This window comes from Pseudidiomarina andamanensis, from assembly GCF_009734345.1.
GTDB lineage: Bacteria > Pseudomonadota > Gammaproteobacteria > Enterobacterales > Alteromonadaceae > Pseudidiomarina > Pseudidiomarina andamanensis.
In genome coordinates this window covers 781,191-799,935 of record NZ_CP032551.1, presented here as the reverse complement: position 1 = coordinate 799,935, position 18,745 = coordinate 781,191, and the positions used below count along the sequence as shown (strand labels likewise).

The following is an 18,745-nucleotide window of genomic DNA, read 5'->3' as shown; positions in this document are numbered from 1 at the left end:
ATGACACAAGTTCACAGTGCGGGTGCAAAATTCCGCAAAGCTATTGCTGACAATAAGCCACTGCAAATTGTCGGCACCATTAACGCTTATACGGCAATGATGGCTGAGCGTGTAGGGCACCAAGCGCTATACTTGTCAGGTGCCGGTGTTGCCAACGCGTCGTTTGGTTTGCCTGATTTAGGCATGACCTCGTTAAATGATGTATGTGAAGATATTCGTCGCATTACTGGCGCGACTGATGTGCCATTGTTAGTGGACGCGGATACCGGTTGGGGCGGAGCATTCAACATTGCCCGTACCGTTAAAGAAATGACGCGCGCTGGCGCTGCAGGCTTCCATATTGAAGACCAAGTCGCTCAGAAGCGTTGTGGTCATCGCCCGAACAAAGAAATTGTATCGCAAGCCGAAATGGTTGATCGCGTGAAAGCAGCCGTGGATGCACGTATTGATGATCAGTTTTTCATTATGGCGCGCACCGACGCGTTCCAGCAAGAAGGGTTGGATGCCGCTATTGAGCGTGCACAAGCCTGTGTTGAAGCTGGTGCTGACGCTATCTTTGCTGAAGCGGTTCATACTCTAGAACACTATCAAGCGTTCACCAAGGCATTAAATGTGCCAGTACTTGCAAATATCACCGAATTCGGTGCAACGCCATTATTCAGCAAAGACGAGTTAGCCGAAGTTGGTATTGAGCTCGTGTTATATCCGTTAAGCGCCTTCCGCGCCATGAACAAGGCGGCACTCAACGTTTATGAGAGCATTTTGGCGAACGGTCATCAGAAAGATGTTGTCGATAACATGCAGACGCGTGCGGAGTTGTATGACTTCCTGAACTATCACGCATTTGAAGACAAACTCGATCAGTTATTCAAAAAATAAAAAACGTTGTTCGTTATTCGTTATTGGTTAATCGAAAAAGATAACCACGAATAACGAGTAACGACTAACGATTAACGGTTTATATAAGGAGTTAGAGATGGTTGATAAGAAATTGACAGGCGCGGGTTTGCGCGGCCAAGTAGCCGGTGAAACAGCATTATGTACCGTTGGTAAAAGCGGTTCAGGCTTAACCTATTACGGTTATGACATTAAAGAATTAGCGGACAAAGTGAGCTTCGAAGAAGTGGCTTACTTGCTGTCACAGGGCGAGTTGCCAACCAAAGAGCAACTGGCTGAGTATAAAGCGCGCCTGAAGAAGCAGCGTGGCCTGCCACAAGAATTAAAAGATGTGCTTGAGCGCATTCCAGCTGATGCGCACCCAATGGATGTGATGCGTACCGGTTGTTCGTTCTTGGGCAACATTGAGCCAGAAGATGATTTCAGCCAAGCGGACGCAAAAATTGAGCGCATGTTGGCAGCTTTCCCAAGTATTTTGCTGTACTGGTATCGCTTTAGCCATGAAGGCAAGCGCATTGAAACGCAAACTGACGATGATTCAATTGGCGCGCATTTCTTGCATTTGTTGCACGACAAAGCGCCATCGAAGCTACATACAGATGTGATGAATACCTCGTTGATTCTCTACGCAGAGCACGAGTTTAATGCATCAACCTTTACAGCACGCGTTTGTGCGTCAACCTTATCAGACATCTTCTCGTGCGTAACCGGCGCGATTGGCTCATTGCGTGGGCCATTGCACGGTGGTGCAAACGAAGCGGCGATGGAACTGATTGAGAACATGAAAGACGCTGACGATGCTGAGAAGACTTTGATGGGTATGCTTGAGCGTAAAGAGAAGATCATGGGCTTCGGTCATGCCATTTACCGCGAGTTTGACCCACGCAACGATATCATCAAAGAATGGTCTGAGAAGCTGTCTCAAGAGTTCGGTGACAGCCGTTTGTATGATGTTTCTGTGCGTTGTGAAGAAGTGATGTGGCGCGAGAAGAAATTATTCCCGAACGCTGACTTCTTCCATGCATCTGCTTATCACTACATGGGCATTCCGACCAAGTTATTCACGCCAATTTTCGTGATGTCGCGTGTCACAGGTTGGACTGCGCACGTGAAAGAGCAGCGCGCGAATAACCGTATCATTCGCCCAAGTGCGGATTACACGGGGCCAGCGCCGCGTCCAGTACCTGCTTTGGAAGACCGCTAAGCAGATGAAAGAGAGGCACTTCGGTGCCTCTTTTTGGCTTTCCGATAGAAACACTGATGTTAATGAAGGGGCATAGCCATGAATACCGAATTTCGTAAACCGCTCCCGGGCACCACGTTACAGTATTACGATACACGTGCCGCGGTAGAAGCGATAAAGCCAGGCGCATATGACGGCCTGCCATACACCTCAAAAATTTTAGCTGAACAGTTAGTGCGTCGCTGTAATCCGGAAGATTTAACAGCCTGTTTAACGCAAATTGTTGAGCGCAAACGTGACTTAGATTTTCCATGGTATCCAGCGCGCGTGGTTTGCCACGATATCCTTGGCCAAACTGCGTTAGTTGACTTGGCTGGCTTGCGTGATGCCATTGCGGCCAAAGGTGGCGACCCGGCAAAAGTAAACCCAGTCGTTCCAACACAGCTAATTGTCGATCACTCGTTGGCAGTTGAGCATGCGGGATTTGAGAAAGACGCTTTTGAGAAAAACCGTGACATAGAAGATCGTCGTAACGACGACCGTTTCCATTTCATCAATTGGACAAAAACTGCGTTCAAAAACGTGGATGTGATTCCGCCGGGTAACGGCATCATGCACCAAATCAACCTTGAGAAAATGTCGCCGGTGGTGCAGGTACGCGACAACGTGGCATTCCCAGATACCTGTGTAGGTACTGACAGTCACACCCCAATGGTTGATGCATTAGGTGTTATCTCGGTCGGTGTTGGTGGCTTAGAAGCTGAAAGCGTGATGCTAGGTCGAGCTTCATACATGCGCCTACCAGATATTATCGGTGTTGAATTAACTGGCAAGTTGAAGCCAGGTATCACCGGAACTGACTTGGTACTTGCTATCACACACTTCTTGCGTAAAGAGCGTGTGGTTGGTGCTTATTTGGAATTTTACGGGGAAGGCGCTGATGCCCTGTCAGTCGGTGACCGTGCAACCATTTCAAACATGACACCAGAATATGGTGCAACTGCGGCGATGTTCTATATTGACTCGCAAACTACAGATTACTTGAAGCTCACTGGTCGCGACGACAAGCAAGTGGAGTTGGTGGAAAAATTCGCGAAGCACACAGGGTTATGGGCTGACAGCATGAAAGGTGCTGAATATGAGCGCGTGTTGACGTTTGATTTGTCAAAAGTTGAACGCAACTTAGCTGGGCCTTCAAATCCGCATGCGTTATTGCCAGCTGCTGAACTGAGTTCGCGTGGCATTGCGAAGCATATTGAACAACCAGAGAACGGTCTCATGCCGGATGGTGCGGTGATCATCGCGGCGATTACCAGTTGTACCAATACCAGTAATCCGCGCAACATGATTGCGGCAGGCTTGATTGCGCGTAACGCAAATAAACTCGGTTTAACCCGTAAGCCATGGGTGAAAACCTCGTTGGCACCGGGCTCGAAAACGGTAAAAATGTACCTTGAAGATGCAAACTTACTGCCGGAGCTTGAGAATTTAGGGTTTGGTGTGGTTGGTTTCGCATGTACCACCTGTAACGGCATGAGTGGCGCGTTAGATCCAAAAATTCAAAAAGAAATTATCGAGCGTGACTTATTCTCAACGGCGGTGCTTTCGGGTAACCGTAACTTCGATGGTCGTATTCATCCGTATGCGAAGCAAGCATTTTTGGCATCACCACCATTAGTTGTCGCTTATGCCATTGCGGGTACCATTCGCTTCGATATCGAAAAAGATGTACTGGGCTTTGATCACGAAGGTAATCCAGTCACCTTAAAAGACATCTGGCCAAGTGATGAAGAGATAGACGCGATTGTGAAACAAGCGGTGAAACCTGAGCAGTTCCGCACAGTGTATGACCCAATGTTTAGCATTGATGTGGATTACGGTGAAAAAACCGATCCGCTTTACAACTGGCGTCCGCAAAGTACTTACATTCGTCGTCCGCCATACTGGGAAGGCTCATTTGCTTCCGCAAATAGCTTGAAAGATCTGCGCCCGTTAGCGGTGCTTGGTGACAACATCACTACCGATCACTTGTCGCCATCGAATGCGATTCTGGCCGATAGCGCCGCTGGCGAATACCTTGCGAAAATGGGCTTACCTGAAGAAGATTTCAACAGTTATGCCACACACCGCGGTGACCACCTAACGGCACAGCGTGCAACCTTCGCTAACCCGAAACTGTTCAACGAAATGGTGTTGAATGATAACGGGGAAGTGATTCAAGGTTCGTTAGCTCGTGTTGAACCAGAAGGCAAAGTGATGCGCATGTGGGAAGCTATTGAAACCTACATGGAACGCAAGCAACCGTTGATTATTGTAGCGGGAGCTGATTACGGCCAAGGTTCGTCACGTGATTGGGCTGCGAAAGGCGTACGCTTAGCTGGCGTTGAATGTATTGTTGCCGAAGGCTTCGAGCGTATTCATCGCACCAACCTGATTGGTATGGGCGTATTACCGCTTGAATTTGAGGCGGGCACCACGCGTAAAACCTTGAACATTGATGGTACGGAAACCTTTGATGTTGAAGGCGATGTGAAGCCAGGTACAGAGATGACATTGGTGATTCATCGCGCCAACGGTGAAACCGTCAAAGTACCAACCAAGTGTCGCTTGGATACCGCCGAAGAAGTGTCAATCTATTCGGCTGGTGGCGTGCTACAACGTTTCGCACAAGATTTCTTAGCGGGTGAGGTGTAATCGCCATGGTTTTCCCTCCACAACTGAAAATTGCCGCCACGTATATGCGTGGCGGCACCTCGAAAGGGGTGTTTTTTAAACTTGATGACTTACCGCAAGCGGCACAAACACCGGGGCCTGCGCGCGATAAACTGTTACTACGCGTCATTGGTAGCCCAGATCCTTATGGCAAACACACTGACGGTATGGGCGGCGCAACGTCAAGCACCAGTAAAACGGTGATTTTGTCGCGCAGTTCACGTGCCGACCACGATGTGGATTATTTATTTGGCCAAGTGTCGATTGATAAACCATTTATTGATTGGAGCGGTAACTGCGGGAACTTAACTGCAGCGGTTGGCTCGTTTGCTATCAGCAATGGGTTAGTTGATGCTTCTCGCATTCCGGAAAACGGCACCTGTGTGGTGCGTATCTGGCAAGCGAATATTCAGAAAACCATTATTGCGCATGTGCCGATCACGAACGGTGAAGTGCAAGAAACTGGTGACTTTGAACTGGACGGAGTGACCTTCCCAGCAGCCGAAGTACAGGTTGAGTTTATGGACCCAGCTTCAGATGAAGACGCTGATGTGAGCGGAAAGGGCAGCTCTATGTTCCCAACCGGTAACGTCGTTGATGAATTTGAAGTACCTGGTTTTGGTAAGTTGCAAGCGACTTTCATTGATGCCGGCATTCCGACTATTTTTGTGAATGCAGCCGATATTGGCTACACCGGCACAGAGCTTCAGGGCGCTATCAACGAAAACGCCGACGCACTAATGAAGTTTGAAACGTTGCGCGCACACGGCGCATTGAAAATGGGTTTAATTTCATCCATTGAAGAAGCGGCGTCACGCCAGCACACACCGAAGATTGCGTTTGTTGCACCACCGGCTGATTACGTGTCATCAAGTGGTAAAGCCATCAATGCAGGTGATATCGACGTGCTAGTTCGGGCCATGTCGATGGGCAAATTACACCATGCCATGATGGGTACAGCAGCAGTCGCAATCGCTACCGCCGCAGCGGTACCTGGCACTTTGGTCAATTTAGCTGCTGGTGGTGGTGATCGTAACCAAGTGGTCTTTGGTCATCCGTCAGGCACCTTGCGTGTTGGTGCCGAAGCCAAGCAAGTGAACGGTGTATGGACGGTCACAAAGGCGATTATGAGCCGCAGTGCCCGTGTACTCATGGAAGGTTGGGTACGCGTACCACAAGACTAGAGCCAAGATTCTAAATCTTGACCGCCAAGGATGGCGATGATTTCTACTACTGATATATTATCTATCGATTCGTTAATGCGATAATAGATGCTATCAACACCACATACGCCGCGCCGATAACCCTGACGAACGTCATAAACAGCCGGTAACTGAAAAGGGTTCTCAGCGATACGTTCGAAGGTCTCGAAAAATTTATAGAAATAATCATCGGCAGCTTGTTCACCGAAAGTTGCTAGGCCGTACGCGTATATTCGCCGCAGATCTTCCTTAGCCGCATTGGATAGCTTGTATGAAGCCACCCGTTATTTTCTCAGTGCCTGCTTAAATTCGGTTAAAATTTCATCTGCCGATTGATCTGTAAATCCGCTTGTTTCGGCTTGTTGAAGTTTATAATTAATTGCTTCAGAACGACGCGCACGACGAATTAAATCGTTAATTAATTCACTCTTACTAGCGTATTCGCCTGTTATATCAACGTGTTCGCGTAGCCACTGATCGTTTTTTTCAGTTAACGTAATGCTTTGTCGGGTCATTTTTAAGGGCTCACTTTAATATTGTTGCTGGTGTAAATATACACCATTAGGGTTAAAGTGCTAGCAGGCAATGTCGTCTTTTGTTTCATGCTTATGCTGACAATCTGATAAACTGCGCGGGTAAATTCAGTCGATCAAGGTAATTGTAAAGCCATGCAGCCAAACCAATCCACTAAACAGCGTGAAGCCGTTCGCCTAAACAAATTCATAAGCGAAAGCGGCATGTGTTCGCGTCGTGAAGCGGATCGATTCATTGAACAAGGACAGGTTACTCTGAATGGCCGCAAAGCGGTGGTTGGCGATAAAGTTGGTGCAGGCGATGAAGTTCGCGTCAATGGACGCTTAGTGGCGGCACAGAATAAAGAAAAGTTTGTATTTATTGCGCTTAACAAACCAGTTGGTGTGGTGAGTACAACAGACTCAGCTGAGCGAAACAACATTCAGAAGTTTGTTGGCCACAAAGAACGAATTTTCCCGATTGGTCGCTTAGATAAAGATTCACAAGGTCTGATTTTTCTAACCAGCAATGGTGATTTGGTTAATAAGATCTTACGTGCTGGTAATAAACACGAAAAAGAATACGTGGTCACCGTTCACCGTCCAATTACACCTGATTTTATTCGCGGTATGGCGAATGGCGTACCGATTCTTGGCACCATGACGAAACGTTGCAAAGTAGAGCAGTTATCGACATTTGTTTTTCGTTTAACGCTCATTGAAGGCATGAACCGTCAGATTCGCCGCATGTGTGAGCACTTTGGCTATGAAGTTCGCAAGCTTGAACGCACACGCATCATGAATATTCGCCTTGGTGCTTTGCAGGTTGGGCAATGGCGTAATTTAACCGAGCGCGAACTCGGCGAACTCATGGCTTCAATTGAACATTCTAGTGGCTTAGCGCCTGAAGGGCATAAGAGTCGTCGACCCAAACCACAACGGCCACCGGGCGCGAGTGGTGGCCAGCGCCGTGAGGATCGCAGACAACGCTCTGGTGCTGGAACTCGTTCTGAATCGGCTGATCGAGCGAAGAGGAACGGTCCTAAGCGTTCAGAGCAAAAACCATCGAAAGAAAATCGTACGCGCAAGAAGGGGTGGCCATATGAATAAACCACTCGGTAAAAAATGCCCGTGCGGTGGCGGGAAATACGCCAAATGTTGCGAGCCTTTTCATTTGAGGAAAGCGCTGCCGCGCACACCTGAAGAGCTGATGCGTTCGCGTTATAGTGCCTATGCACGAGGGTTAGCTGATTATGTTGCCACAAGCTGGCATCCAAGCACCTTACCTAAGAATTTCTCGTTAGATGACAACCCGCAATGGTTGCAGCTACAGCTGATTGCCACCGGTACCCACGGCAATCGGGGCTACGTGCACTTCAAAGCTTATTTTCAAATCGACGACGACATTGGCGTGATGGAAGAGCAGTCACATTTTGTGCGTGAAGACGGGCGCTGGTATTACTTAGAGGGCGAAGTGCAGGATTGATCTGCACTTCGTTTTCTCCGAGTTATATATACATCGGTCGATTTGTACTCAAAGCATTTAAGCCTTTAACCGCGCGATAGATGTACCAAACGGCAACTGCCAGAAGTATCAATACTCCAATTCCCACCATCGTTAGAATTCCGCCTATAACCGTCCACAGTAAAACGAACCAAAACGTACGGATTTGCCAGCGGAAGTGTGATTCCAGAAATGTGCCGCGTACTTCACTTAACTTCACGTAGTTCATCACTACGCCAATAATAGACGTAATACCGAATATCAATGACACCAACTGTAATATGTAAATAATTTGCGTGTATTGTTTGTTGGCCGCTAATTGTTGCGCGGCAATATTATTAATTGATGATGTTTCGTGGTTAAAATCTGACATGGTTTAACGTCCTTAATCGTAGTTTTTATTCCTTTGGTTAGCATATTGAATTCGTCACAAATTTGCCAATATTGAGCGTAACAATTTGTATTTTAGGCTTTACGTCAAGTACCACAGAAGGTTTGCGTAATTCGCTCCTCAGATTTCGCCGGTTCAAACCAATCATTGAATTCGTCGCGTTCGATAAAAGGGCGAGCAAGCATGGTTTGCAAACGGTTAAAAATAGTTAAATCGCCGTGATTCGTAGCCGTTTGAATGGCTTGTTCGATTAAGTGATTACGCGGAATATATGCTGGGTTCACTTGATGAAGTTGACTGTTATCAGTCGCCTCTTGCCAGTCGTTGAACCAAAGTTGCCATGAATCGCTATTTTCGAATAGGCGTTGCGCGCGCTCTGGCGTTTGGTCACCTAAAAAGCGGAACGCTTGAGTGAAGTCGATTTGCTGCGCTTGCATGAGGTTTAAATAGCGTTCGATAAGTGGTTTTGCGGTATTGATGTCGCTAACGCCGATCTTGCGACTCATTTCTTTCCAATAAAAGTCTTCGTAGGTCGCTTGGAAAGTTTCAATGGTCGTGGTAGCTTGCGCGACCGCTTTGTCAGGATCGTCATCTATGAGCGGCAGTAATGTTTCGGCAAATCGAGCGATATTCCACAAGCCAATCGCAGGTTGGTTTTGATAGGCGTAGCGTCCGCGCTTGTCAATAAAACTGAATTTGGTGGCGGGTTCATAGGCTTCCATGAACGCACATGGGCCATAATCAATGGTTTCGCCGCTAAGGGTCATATTGTCGGTGTTCATCACGCCATGAATGAAACCAAGGCTCATCCATTTGGCGATGAGCTGTGCTTGTCGGAGCTGAACGCTCTCCAGTAAGGCAAGGTAGGGCGCTTCGCTATTGTTGAGTTCAGGATAATGACGGTCAATGACGTAATCGGCGAAGCGCTTGAGCAGGTTGTAATCTCGTAGATGCAACACATACTGCGCGGTGCCAACTCTTAGATGACTTTTAGCAACGCGCGTGAGAATGGCGCCGGGCTGCGCGGTTTCGCGTTGCACCCATTCACCGGTTGCCACCGCAGCTAATGCCCGTGTGGTCGGCACATTGAGTTTGTGCATGGCTTCGCTGACTAGGTATTCACGGAGTACTGGGCCAATAGGCGAGCGACCGTCACCGCCGCGTGAATATGGCGTGCGGCCTGAACCTTTGAGCTGAATGTCGAAGCGCTGATTGTGCTTGTCGAGTACTTCTGTGAGTAACAGTGCTCGACCATCGCCAAGCTGTGGTACAAAATTGGCAAATTGATGCCCAGCGTAAGCAAGAGCTGCCGGTGTTGCCCATTCAGGTGTTTGGTTACCCGAAAATACCTGCAAACCTTCGTCCGTTGCCCATAGTTCTTGTGGAATCTGCAACTGTTCTGCCAAGTCTTCGTTAAACGCTATCCACTGCGGCGCGCGCACTGGCGTTGCTTCGCATGGTGCGAATAACTGGTCAGATAAATCTTGGTAGCTGTGTTCTGGGTTAAAAGGAAGTGGACTAAAAGGCATGTTTTCAACCTTGTTGTTGAGTCAATGCACCCAGTTTAACATGCGGCAGAGGTGGGGTGCAGTCCTTGGACTGCACCCTTATTTTTACCAATGATATGAAGCAGTTAAGAAAGTATGATTCTCTTCGCTACTAACAATGCTGTAACCAAGACCAACGCTGACATTTGAATTGATGAAGTAACGTCCGGCTACGCTGATTTCCTGACTGTCAAGGTTGCCAACATCGTAGTGGCGAATACTGGCGTCGACCTCGAGCGAATCAGTAAAGCGATTACGAACACCAACCTTTAGGTTCCAGCCTGTCTCATCAGCACCGAAATCTCCGAATGTATCGGTTTTGATAACGGCTTCAACCCACGCGAGACCACCAGAAACATAAGCTGTGGTATTACCCTCGTTATAAAATTTATAACCCACGTTTCCGTACAAGCGCGAAATCTCAGCTTTAGCACGATAAATAATGTCATCCATTAATGCTTCTTCATAATCTTCAGATGCTGTCATGTAATCAGCGGTAACGAACCAATCGTTTCCGAAAGATTGGCTGAATGAAGCAGTGAAACCGTTGACTGATTCATCCTCATAATCAGCACTTAAATAACCGCCACTGATAAAATCAAAACTCGGCGAACTTGCTGTTTGAGCAAAAGCCAAGGTTGATGAGGTAGCTAAGGCGACTGCTAACGCGCATTTTGTCCATTTATTCACGAGATTTTCCTTGTTGTCATTTTGGGGAGCTTCGATTGCAGTTTATGTGGGGATACGACGTCTAGGCAATAGACTGATTTGTAAGATATTGTGATTGAGAAAGGTGGGGTGCAGTCCTTGGACTGCACGTCTCTTATTCTGGGCGAAGATCGCCGTGAAGGAACTTACATACGAATACGACTTTGCCGTATTTATTGAATGACCATTTAATACAAGCCTGTATGGCTTCCATCACGTCATCGTAATCACCAAACACCTGCGTGCTGAGCGTATTGGTGATGATGTGAATGTTAGGGTGTTTTTCCAATTCATCAATAAACTCGCGAATTGGGTCTTTGTAATTCTCAGCTAACGGATATTTGCTGATATCGACAGTCAGTTTCATTTCGCATTTCCTCTTGTTTGGTTCCATTGATTATAGAGAAAGGAGGGGTGCAGTCCTAGGACTGCACCCCTCCTCGTACCACCTTGGTGGTATTGCCAGCCCTCTAAAATACCCCTGTTTTTCTTGTGGTTACGTTTATTGATCGGGATCAATTTATTCAAGGAGTGACCCTATAAAATGTGCGGAAATTACTAAGGAGAGCTGTATGAAAAAGTCATTATTAGTTTGTAGTTTAGTCGCCATTATTGGCGCAGCACCGGCGTACGCTGATACGTTTAGCGTTAATGTTGGCGCCATTGGCGTTATGCCAAGTGATAGTAGCTCGAACCTTCCAGTGGTTGAATCTATCGCAGGGTTTGAAAACGGAAGCACCGGCGTAACGGTCGATAATAATACGCAACTTGGCATTACCATCGACTACAAAATGACGAACAATTGGACGTTAGAATTAGTCGCAGCAACACCATTTACCCACGAAATTCATGGTACTGGGGTGTTAGCTGGCATGAAGATTGGTGAAACCAAACATTTACCGCCGACGTTGTTAGCGCAGTATCACTTTGATATCGGTTCAGGCAATGTGAAGCCGTTCGTTGGATTCGGCTTGAACTACACCACGTTCTTTGAAGATAAGGTTTCGAATGAACTGGTTACTACTCTTGGTGCACTAGGTGTTGCAACTGCTGGTGACCATGTCGACTTGGCACTGTCAGACAGCTTCGGTTACGCGCTACAAGCGGGCCTGAACTGGAAGTTAACGGACGAGTTGGGCGTGCATGTGATGGTATCGAAAATGGACATCGACACCGATGCCGACGTTCGTTTGAATGGCACAACGATTGAACGTGTTGCAGTTGAAATTGACCCAACTGTGGCGATGGTGGGTGTGCGCTACACCTTCTAAGCTTAGAAAATAGTGACGAAAGAGGAGGGGTGCAGTCCTTGGACTGCACCCCTCCTTTGCAGTGATCGGTGGGGACGGAAATAACGTATACTTTGATAATAAATCAACGACGCAAAGAGGTGCTCGTGGCGACACAACTTATTCTTTTTTACGATGGCGGATGTCCGCTGTGCGTGAAAGAGATGAAGCATTTAAAAGCGAAGGATAAACGGCAGCAACTTAAGTTTGAGAATATTTGGGAAGTTGATTTTGCTGAGCGCTATCCGCATATTGATGTGGCCGAAGCCAACCGCATCTTGCATGGTCAAAAGGCAAATGGTGACATGATTTATGGCTTAGATGTGACCCATGCAGCGTGGTCCGCCGTTGGGCGCGGCTGGATGACGGCAATGCTGCGCTGGCCTATTGTGAAATGGTTTGCGGACAAAGGCTATTTGTTCTTTGCCCGCAATCGTAATGGCATTTCGAAGTTAATCACCGGTAAGGAACGCTGCTTACAGTGTTCTCTTGATGAATAACCAAGGACGAATAACGATTAACGACTAACGCTTTTAAAGGTGTTGATTCAGCCACTGCACCAATTGCGCCGGGCCCATCGCCCCGGCTTGGCGCGCAACTTCTTGTCCGTTTTTAACCACCATTAATGTCGGAATACTCCGAATCATAAAGTGCTGAGCCAAATGAGGCTCAGTTTCGGTACTAACCTTCACGAAGCGAGCTTTCTCAGCATATTGCTGCGCAACCTGTTCGAATATCGGCGCAAATTGCTTACATGGCCCGCACCAACTCGCCCAAAAATCCACCACCAAGGGTAAATCGCTGTCGCGATGCAAGCGAAATTCATCGGCGTTAACAGCAAACGCTTTTCCAGTAAAAAGAGGCGCTTTACACGTACCACATTTCGCTTCACTCCGCGGTTTATCGGTAGCGACACGATTCTTCTTGTGGCAACTGGGGCATGCCACGATGATATTGTCAGACATAAAAACCTCTATTTAAAGCGGTATTAACTCAAATATGAGATTGAACAGAAGCAAATTCAAGGCATAAAAAAAGGAGCTCAAAAGAGCTCCTCATTATCAAGCAAAACTATCGGCGATTAAACGGCAACGATGTTTTCAGCTTGTGGGCCTTTAGGACCTTGAGTGATCGAGAACGATACACGTTGGCCTTCGGCTAAGGTTTTGAAACCGGTGCTAGCAATTGCGCTAAAGTGAGCAAATACGTCTGCGCCACCTTGTTGCTCAATAAAACCAAAACCTTTTGCTTCGTTAAACCATTTTACAACGCCAGTTACTGTATTAGACATAATATTAATCCTGAAAATTTAAAAATTTAGCTGCCATGGCGAAAACCACTGACAGAGTCATGCGGGGTAAAAAAAGGAAATTTAAAACTACAGGACGAAGAATAATGCTAATAATGCGACGTAGAGGAGATTTAACTTGCTGTTTCTAACCAACGCCGCCCACTCTACGCCTATTTCGCATAAAGTCAAACGAATATGTATAATGCGCGCCTTTATTACGCAATTAAAAGTTGAATCACATGTTCAAAACCATTCAGAACCAGTGGTTTTCGAATATCCGTGGCGATCTGCTCGCGGGTATTGTCGTAGCCCTTGCTCTTATTCCTGAGGCGATAGCCTTCTCGATTATCGCCGGCGTTGATCCGAAAATAGGGCTTTATGCTTCGTTCTGTATTGCCGTGATCATTGCGTTTACTGGTGGTCGTCCTGGCATGATTTCAGCCGCAACCGGTGCAATGGCGTTGTTGATGGTCACCTTAGTGCGCGACCATGGCCTTGAGTATTTATTGGCAGCCACATTATTAACCGGTGTGCTGCAAATTGGGGCAGGGTACTTAAAATTGGGCTCGTTGATGCGGTTTGTGTCGCGCTCGGTGGTAACAGGCTTCGTTAATGCGCTCGCTATTTTGATTTTTATGGCGCAACTACCTGAGCTTACGAACGTCACTTGGCATGTGTACGCTATGACTGCGGCAGGGCTGGGCATTATTTACCTATTCCCGTACGTGCCTGTCATCGGCAAGATGTTGCCGTCGCCGTTGGTGTGCATTATTTCGCTAACGATTGTGGCGATTTTCTGGAATATCGACATTCGTACCGTTGGTGATATGGGCCAGCTACCGGATACCTTGCCAATTTTCCTATGGCCTGACGTGCCGCTGAACCTTGAAACCTTAGCCATTATCTTCCCGTACTCTGCTGGTTTGGCTGTGGTTGGTTTGCTCGAATCACTGATGACAGCGACCATCGTTGATGACTTAACCGATACACCAAGTGACAAAAACCGTGAGTGTAAAGGACAGGGTATCGCCAACATCGGTGCTGGTTTGATGGGCGGTATGGCTGGCTGTGCGATGATTGGTCAGTCGGTGATTAACGTGAAATCAGGCGGTCGCACCCGCTTGTCGACGTTAACGGCTGGTATTTTCCTGATGGTCTTGATTCTTGTGCTGGACGAATGGCTCAAGCAAATACCTATGGCAGCGCTGGTTGCTGTGATGATCATGGTCTCCATTGGTACCTTTAGTTGGGATTCCATTCGTAACCTTAAGAAACACCCGCTATCGACCAACATTGTAATGGTCACCACCGTCGTGGTTGTTGTGGCAACTCACAACTTAGCGATTGGCGTTGGCGTGGGTGTATTACTTGCTGCCATGTTCTTCGCGAACAAAATTGGCCACTTTATGAGTGTGACATCAACGATTGATGAATCAGGCAGCGAACGCCGTTATCAGGTGATCGGTCAGGTATTTTTCTCTTCTGCTGATAAGTTTATTGACTCGTTCGACTTTAAAGAAGCGCTGGATAAGGTCATTATTGACCTCACGAAAGCACATTTTTGGGACATCACTGCGGTAGGAGCGCTTGATAAAGTTGTGCTCAAATTCCGTCGCGAGGGCGCTGAAGTCGAGGTGCAGGGGCTCAACGAAGCCAGCGCGACCATCGTCGACCGTTTTGGTGTTCACGATAAACCCGACGCTGCCGACAGCATTATGGGCGGCCATTAGAATAATAAGGGATGATTATGTCTTACGTAGTTAGCTGTATTGATGGCGCTTCGCGCAACACAGCCGTGTGCGAATATTCCGCATGGGCGGCGAAGCAATTGGCTGCGCCAGTGATGTTATTACATGTTTTAGATGAGCTGAAATCGCAGGCGGAAACCGAGCTTTCCGGTAATATTGGTTTGGGTACGCGTGAACATTTGCTTGAGCAACTTGCTGAATTGGATGCCCAGCGCGCCAAGGTAGCGTTGGAGCACGGTCATGTGTTGTTGCAACTCGCTGATGAGAAATTGAAGAAGCTTGGTGTGAGCGACGTGACACAGCGTCAGCGCCACGGCGAGCTTGCCGAAAATTTATTAGCACTAGAAGGTGATGTGCGTCTTGCAGTGTTAGGTCTGCATGGCGAAGCATCGGCGAATCAGCTGCATCAAGTAGGAAGCCAGTTGGAAACCGTGATTCGCACGGTTCATCGCCCGCTATTATTAACACCAGACACGTTCAACGAGCCGCGCTCGGCCATGCTCGCTTTCGATGGCAGTAAAACCACTGAGAAGGGTGTTGAAATGCTCGCGCAAAGCCCATTGTTTAACGGCATGCCGATGCATGTGGTGATGGTTGATGCTGACACCGCGAACAACTGGGAAAAACTCAAGTGGGCGGAAAAGGTTCTGATTGAAGGCGGTCACGAAGTGCACGTCGCGCTGCGTGCCGGCGACGTGGAAGCCACCTTGCACCAGTATCAAACCGAACATGACATTGACCTCATGGTCATGGGCGCATTCGGCCACTCGCGCATTCGCCAATTCTTGGTAGGTAGTACCACCATGGCCATGCTGAAAGAGAGCCGCACCTCAACCCTCGTACTTAGGTAAAAGAGGGGGGCAGTCCTTGGACTGCACCCCTCTTATTTGACGTTCGTCGCGTCGCTAATATCAACCAAATCCCACGCACTCAGATAGCGATAGAGGCGCTTCCCGGCATTCGGATAGTCGCTAACATCAGCTTGTAGCCTGTTGCCAACCACTAAGCACTGTAGCGGTTCAGAGCCTGTTGCATGCATTGAATGCGGTACATGATCAATCGGGCAACCAATAAAGTCGCCGGCGCCAATCGCATGCTGTTGTTGGCCAATGGTCACAATTCCTTCTCCTGACAGCACGTAAATCGCTTCTTCTTCGAAATGATGAAAGTGATGCTCAGTGGAGTCGTGCCCAGGTTGTATCGTAATTAAATGAATACCGAGCGACTTCATTCCTGCAGCATCGCCAAGCGATTTATTCAGTCGTTGTGCATTCGGATTGAGAAAGTGGATTTTATGCTCACCTGGCATCGCGTCGATATCTGACTTCTTCAATAGCATGTTTTCGTACCTGTTGAACTGTGAAATTGCTTTGGAATGAAATAATAACTCGAATTTGAAGATACACGACACGTTCTGTCGCTGACATCCTGTATAGTTCTGATGTTGTAAAAATATTAAAAAATAATTAATAAAAAGAGAAGTAATGACCGCATCGTCCATTTGCCAAATTATTCATCAACTCATGCGCTTGCATACACTGCCGTGTGCAGACTCTGCGGCAATGCAGAGCCGTCAATCACGATTTGATGCATTACATGCCGAGCTTGATAAACGTGGCTACACCGGATCGCGTCCATCGCGTCAATTACAGCGCATGTGCGTTGAGACCATTAATGCCGCGCTATTTGAGACTGACCCGATGAACACGTACTGCAAAGAAAACAATTGCCAAGATGAGTATGAGGAAATTGCAGCAAAAGTACTACAGCATATTCAACAGGGTATGGTCATGGAGGCCGCACTTGACCAAGCGCTATGTGCAAGCTTTGGTGACGATATGGTGAATGGGGCACAAATTGAGACAGTGATGTATGCGTTGACCGGCATGAGCGAGGAGCGGACCTAAGATCGTCTAGGCATAGGGACTTTTTGCCAATTAATAGCTGCCCTAGAAGAAGCAATGCTCGAAAACGTATCGTCAACACGCAAACTACTAATAGATAATGTTCATCTGGTTTCTTTAGATGTTATGGACTTAGAATCAAGCTTGCGTTTAATGCTCGAAAGTTTCGAGCTTATGATCTTATAAGGAGCCGAACAATGTGGAAGAACGGAACAGCAACAAGCACGCAGATTGGTTATATAAACCGAAATAATCAAAAGAATCATGGTACTCGGGGAGTTCAAGGCACAGATCACAATGCTATTGCTTACAAGCTTGAATGTTTGGAGGATGGATGTGGCCATATTTATGGGGCAAATGGCACCGATGTTTTTCATCGTAAGTGCCAAAAGTGTCAAAATGGCAGTAATGGTATTGTGTATTAAGCCACATTCATTTTGTAGAGTGCGTCCTTGTTGAGCGTCAGTATTCGGCGCCAAGGGCAATGTGGACAATATCGCTAAAACGATTGATAAATGGTCTGCAATGAGCGAACAGCGGACCTTTTGACTTTCAGGTTACTGCAACTAGTGACTAGCCGTCGCGTTATTAGTAAGTGATGGTGTCGCCAGCGATGTACGGCACATTCACTTCGGCAATATTGCGCGTATTGCTGTTGTGTTGTTTATTTAAGTCGTTTACTGTCAATTACATAACAAAAAATAAAAGTTGGATATTGTGCGATTGGTAGAGTGTAACTGAGCATGCTCAAATTGCCTTTGCCAACTCGCAACCTTTCAAGTCAGACATACCTGCTGGATCAGTAAGTTAAGAAACGAAAACGGTTAGTTAAACGAGTTTCTAAATGCGCACGCACGATATACAAATGTTAGGCTCAACTCATAAATAGAGGTAGCAATGAAGTATCCAGGTCAACCTAAGTCTCCTCCAAGTTGGTATAGAGACAGAGGGCAGTCATATATTGAGAAGGAATTTAGTAAAGAGCTGGATGACTTAGCAAGTGCAATTGAAAGTGAACATTGGTTCGGAGACCAAGAGAAACATGGGCGATTCCGTGTTGATTTTATATTGAAAGATGCTCGACTAATAGTTGAGTTAGATGGGCATGACTATCATTCAACGAAAGAGCAGTTAGAAAAAGACGCCATACGGCAGCGTTACCTTTCAAGAGCTGGATACGCCGTTATAAGGTTCACAGGGCGAGAGATAAACCGAAACCCTAAATCATGCGTTGCTGAAGTTAGAGAAATATACAAAGAACGAATGCAAAGAGCACCAGCTAAGTACCGTGTAATGTACATCGACTATCCTTTTCTTTATAGAGAAACAGCTAAGGCCTTACGTTTCTTTAAAGAGCTTCATCCAAATCGATTATTAAAGCCTGTTGAAATTGATGAATTTATCCCTCATGCCATAGAGTGGCTTCATGAAAAATCATTTATCACTGCGTTTGTCTTCCACCCACCAGAAGATGGGCATGAGATAAAGCATCTTGACGGTTCAACGAAGGATTATGAAAAAGGTGAAATTAGGATAAATACCGTTTCTGAAGAATGGTATACACTCGAGTTAGGTAACCATATGGAAAGTTTTTCGCACTTATTTGATGAGTTTATTTTAGTTGCTGATGATCCTGTTTATCTTAAACCTCTTCGTGCTGTCCTTCCTGAACAGCTAAGTGATAAGCAACTGGGAACCTTTAATTTCAAATACTTGTCCAATGGGAAATTACTTAGGCATGGTAATGAGGAAACATCATTCATTGGTTATGACCTTGAGCGTGTTCTCTGGCAGAGAGTTTGGTACGCTATAGGTGCTTCAATGGGTTTGAGCTTATACGAAATGTAGAGCCTAACA

22 protein-coding genes are annotated in these 18,745 nt (G+C 46.9%); 13 read left to right on the top strand and 9 right to left on the bottom strand.

What is annotated here, in order from left to right; translation table 11 throughout:
• The 4 genes from prpB (at position 1) to prpF (ending at position 5,976) form a co-directional block, all read left to right on the top strand.
• Complete coding sequence (gene prpB / locus D3795_RS03880) at positions 1 to 879, top strand: methylisocitrate lyase (RefSeq protein ID WP_156266417.1); 879 nt, start codon at positions 1 to 3, stop codon at positions 877 to 879.
• A 97-nt stretch (positions 880 to 976) separates the two neighbouring features.
• Positions 977 to 2,101, top strand: coding sequence for a bifunctional 2-methylcitrate synthase/citrate synthase (gene prpC, locus D3795_RS03875; RefSeq protein WP_156266415.1), 1,125 nt, complete (start codon positions 977 to 979; stop codon positions 2,099 to 2,101).
• 78 nt (positions 2,102 to 2,179) lie between these two features.
• A complete protein-coding gene (acnD, locus tag D3795_RS03870; protein ID WP_156266413.1) occupies positions 2,180 to 4,774 on the top strand; it encodes a Fe/S-dependent 2-methylisocitrate dehydratase AcnD in 2,595 nt (864 codons plus the stop codon).
• 5 nt (positions 4,775 to 4,779) lie between these two features.
• Positions 4,780 to 5,976 (top strand): 2-methylaconitate cis-trans isomerase PrpF, encoded by a 1,197-nt coding sequence (gene prpF, locus D3795_RS03865; protein WP_156266411.1) that lies wholly within the window; start codon positions 4,780 to 4,782, stop codon positions 5,974 to 5,976.
• Here prpF and D3795_RS03860 read toward each other — a convergent pair.
• Together D3795_RS03860 and D3795_RS03855 are read right to left on the bottom strand one after the other, a co-directional pair.
• Positions 5,973 to 6,275, bottom strand: a complete 303-nt coding sequence (locus D3795_RS03860) for a type II toxin-antitoxin system RelE/ParE family toxin (protein ID WP_156266409.1) — start codon at positions 6,273 to 6,275, stop codon at positions 5,973 to 5,975. The genes prpF and D3795_RS03860 overlap by 4 nt on opposite strands.
• A gap of 3 nt (positions 6,276 to 6,278) precedes the next feature.
• On the bottom strand, positions 6,279 to 6,509 hold the full coding sequence (locus D3795_RS03855; protein WP_156266407.1) for a ribbon-helix-helix domain-containing protein: 231 nt from the start codon (positions 6,507 to 6,509) through the stop codon (positions 6,279 to 6,281).
• Between the two features lie 153 nt (positions 6,510 to 6,662).
• On the opposite strand from D3795_RS03855, the gene rluF reads away from it, so the two are divergent.
• On the top strand, positions 6,663 to 7,616 hold the full coding sequence (gene rluF / locus D3795_RS03850) for a 23S rRNA pseudouridine(2604) synthase RluF (RefSeq protein WP_156266405.1): 954 nt from the start codon (positions 6,663 to 6,665) through the stop codon (positions 7,614 to 7,616).
• On the top strand, positions 7,609 to 7,992 hold the full coding sequence (locus tag D3795_RS03845) for a YchJ family protein (RefSeq protein ID WP_156266403.1): 384 nt from the start codon (positions 7,609 to 7,611) through the stop codon (positions 7,990 to 7,992). The genes rluF and D3795_RS03845 overlap by 8 nt, the downstream gene beginning before the upstream one ends.
• A 22-nt stretch (positions 7,993 to 8,014) precedes the next feature.
• Here the strand turns inward: D3795_RS03845 and D3795_RS03840 are convergent, their stop codons facing one another.
• The 4 genes from D3795_RS03840 to D3795_RS03825 form a co-directional block, all read right to left on the bottom strand.
• Complete coding sequence (locus tag D3795_RS03840) at positions 8,015 to 8,383, bottom strand: DUF4870 family protein (RefSeq protein ID WP_310942387.1); 369 nt, start codon at positions 8,381 to 8,383, stop codon at positions 8,015 to 8,017.
• A gap of 104 nt (positions 8,384 to 8,487) precedes the next feature.
• On the bottom strand, positions 8,488 to 9,930 hold the full coding sequence (locus D3795_RS03835; RefSeq protein ID WP_156266401.1) for a protein adenylyltransferase SelO: 1,443 nt from the start codon (positions 9,928 to 9,930) through the stop codon (positions 8,488 to 8,490).
• Between the two features lie 84 nt (positions 9,931 to 10,014).
• The gene (locus D3795_RS03830; RefSeq protein WP_173020983.1) at positions 10,015 to 10,638 is read right to left on the bottom strand and encodes an outer membrane protein; all 624 of its coding nucleotides are present in this window, start codon (positions 10,636 to 10,638) and stop codon (positions 10,015 to 10,017) included.
• A gap of 133 nt (positions 10,639 to 10,771) precedes the next feature.
• Complete coding sequence (locus D3795_RS03825; RefSeq protein WP_156266397.1) at positions 10,772 to 11,023, bottom strand: hypothetical protein; 252 nt, start codon at positions 11,021 to 11,023, stop codon at positions 10,772 to 10,774.
• Between the two features lie 205 nt (positions 11,024 to 11,228).
• On the opposite strand from D3795_RS03825, the gene D3795_RS03820 reads away from it, so the two are divergent.
• Both D3795_RS03820 and D3795_RS03815 read left to right on the top strand, forming a co-directional pair.
• The gene (locus D3795_RS03820) at positions 11,229 to 11,927 is read left to right on the top strand and encodes an OmpW/AlkL family protein (protein WP_156266395.1); all 699 of its coding nucleotides are present in this window, start codon (positions 11,229 to 11,231) and stop codon (positions 11,925 to 11,927) included.
• Between the two features lie 125 nt (positions 11,928 to 12,052).
• Positions 12,053 to 12,445: a thiol-disulfide oxidoreductase DCC family protein gene (locus D3795_RS03815; protein ID WP_310942386.1), complete on the top strand. Its 393-nt coding sequence runs from the start codon at positions 12,053 to 12,055 to the stop codon at positions 12,443 to 12,445.
• A 33-nt stretch (positions 12,446 to 12,478) separates the two neighbouring features.
• Here D3795_RS03815 and trxC read toward each other — a convergent pair whose 3' ends face one another.
• Entirely contained in the window at positions 12,479 to 12,910 is a 432-nt protein-coding gene (gene trxC / locus D3795_RS03810) for a thioredoxin TrxC (protein ID WP_156266393.1), read from the bottom strand.
• A 116-nt stretch (positions 12,911 to 13,026) separates the two neighbouring features.
• Complete coding sequence (locus D3795_RS03805) at positions 13,027 to 13,236, bottom strand: cold-shock protein (protein ID WP_126758645.1); 210 nt, start codon at positions 13,234 to 13,236, stop codon at positions 13,027 to 13,029.
• A 239-nt stretch (positions 13,237 to 13,475) separates the two neighbouring features.
• On the opposite strand from D3795_RS03805, the gene D3795_RS03800 reads away from it, so the two are divergent.
• Both D3795_RS03800 and D3795_RS03795 read left to right on the top strand, forming a co-directional pair.
• Positions 13,476 to 14,966 (top strand): SulP family inorganic anion transporter, encoded by a 1,491-nt coding sequence (locus D3795_RS03800; RefSeq protein WP_156266391.1) that lies wholly within the window; start codon positions 13,476 to 13,478, stop codon positions 14,964 to 14,966.
• A gap of 17 nt (positions 14,967 to 14,983) precedes the next feature.
• A complete protein-coding gene (locus D3795_RS03795; RefSeq protein ID WP_156266389.1) occupies positions 14,984 to 15,835 on the top strand; it encodes a universal stress protein in 852 nt (283 codons plus the stop codon).
• Between the two features lie 32 nt (positions 15,836 to 15,867).
• On the opposite strand, the gene D3795_RS03790 is transcribed toward D3795_RS03795, so the two are convergent.
• The gene (locus tag D3795_RS03790) at positions 15,868 to 16,323 is read right to left on the bottom strand and encodes a cupin domain-containing protein (RefSeq protein WP_156266387.1); all 456 of its coding nucleotides are present in this window, start codon (positions 16,321 to 16,323) and stop codon (positions 15,868 to 15,870) included.
• Positions 16,324 to 16,468: 145 nt separating this feature from the next.
• Between D3795_RS03790 and D3795_RS03785 the strand changes: the two genes are divergently transcribed.
• The 3 genes from D3795_RS03785 (at position 16,469) to D3795_RS03775 (ending at position 18,736) form a co-directional block, all read left to right on the top strand.
• The gene (locus D3795_RS03785) at positions 16,469 to 16,891 is read left to right on the top strand and encodes a hypothetical protein (RefSeq protein ID WP_156266385.1); all 423 of its coding nucleotides are present in this window, start codon (positions 16,469 to 16,471) and stop codon (positions 16,889 to 16,891) included.
• Between the two features lie 194 nt (positions 16,892 to 17,085).
• Entirely contained in the window at positions 17,086 to 17,313 is a 228-nt protein-coding gene (locus D3795_RS03780; RefSeq protein ID WP_156266383.1) for a hypothetical protein, read from the top strand.
• Between the two features lie 472 nt (positions 17,314 to 17,785).
• Positions 17,786 to 18,736, top strand: a complete 951-nt coding sequence (locus D3795_RS03775; protein WP_156266381.1) for an endonuclease domain-containing protein — start codon at positions 17,786 to 17,788, stop codon at positions 18,734 to 18,736.
• Positions 18,737 to 18,745: the final 9 nt, after the last annotated feature.